The sequence below is a fragment of the Bacteroides sp. RTP31139st1_H2_RTP31139_211217 genome, assembly GCF_040227615.1.
Classification (GTDB): Bacteria; Bacteroidota; Bacteroidia; order Bacteroidales; family Bacteroidaceae; genus Bacteroides; species Bacteroides uniformis.
Genome location: NZ_JBCNZM010000188.1, coordinates 1 through 456 on the forward strand (window position 1 = coordinate 1; position 456 = coordinate 456).

General features: G+C 58.8%; 1 protein-coding gene. It reads left to right on the forward strand.

The features are described from left to right. On the forward strand, positions 1 to 456 hold a 456-nt coding region (locus ABUA47_RS21040; protein WP_349832004.1), incomplete at both ends, for a DUF4116 domain-containing protein.

Below are 456 nucleotides of genomic sequence, written 5' to 3' on the forward strand. Positions count from 1 at the left end.
CATCGAGTTCGTTCCCGAAGCGATGAAAACGCCGGAACTTTGTCTTGCCGCGGCCGGCCACCGGGGCGAAACACTGAAATTCGTCCCTGACCGTCTGAAGACACCGAAAATGTGCCGTGCCGCCGTCGATAGCAACAGCTACGCGCTGTATTACGTTCCGGAGGGGTTGAAGACCCCCGAACTGTGCATGGCGGCCGTGAAGCGCAACGGCCTGGTGCTGGAGGCCGTTCCCGGGGAATTGAGGACGCCGCAAATATGCCGTGCGGCGTTGAAAGCGGTGGACAGTGCCGATTACAAGATACTCCCTTACATTCCGTATCCCGATATATGCCTGGAAGGGCTGAAAAAATTCGGGATGTCGTTCGTGGACAAGTTCGAGATTTTCGCCTCCATTGCCCCGGAGGTCATGACCGGGGAACTGGCCCTTCACGGCGTGGGGATGGACGCGTCCTGCCT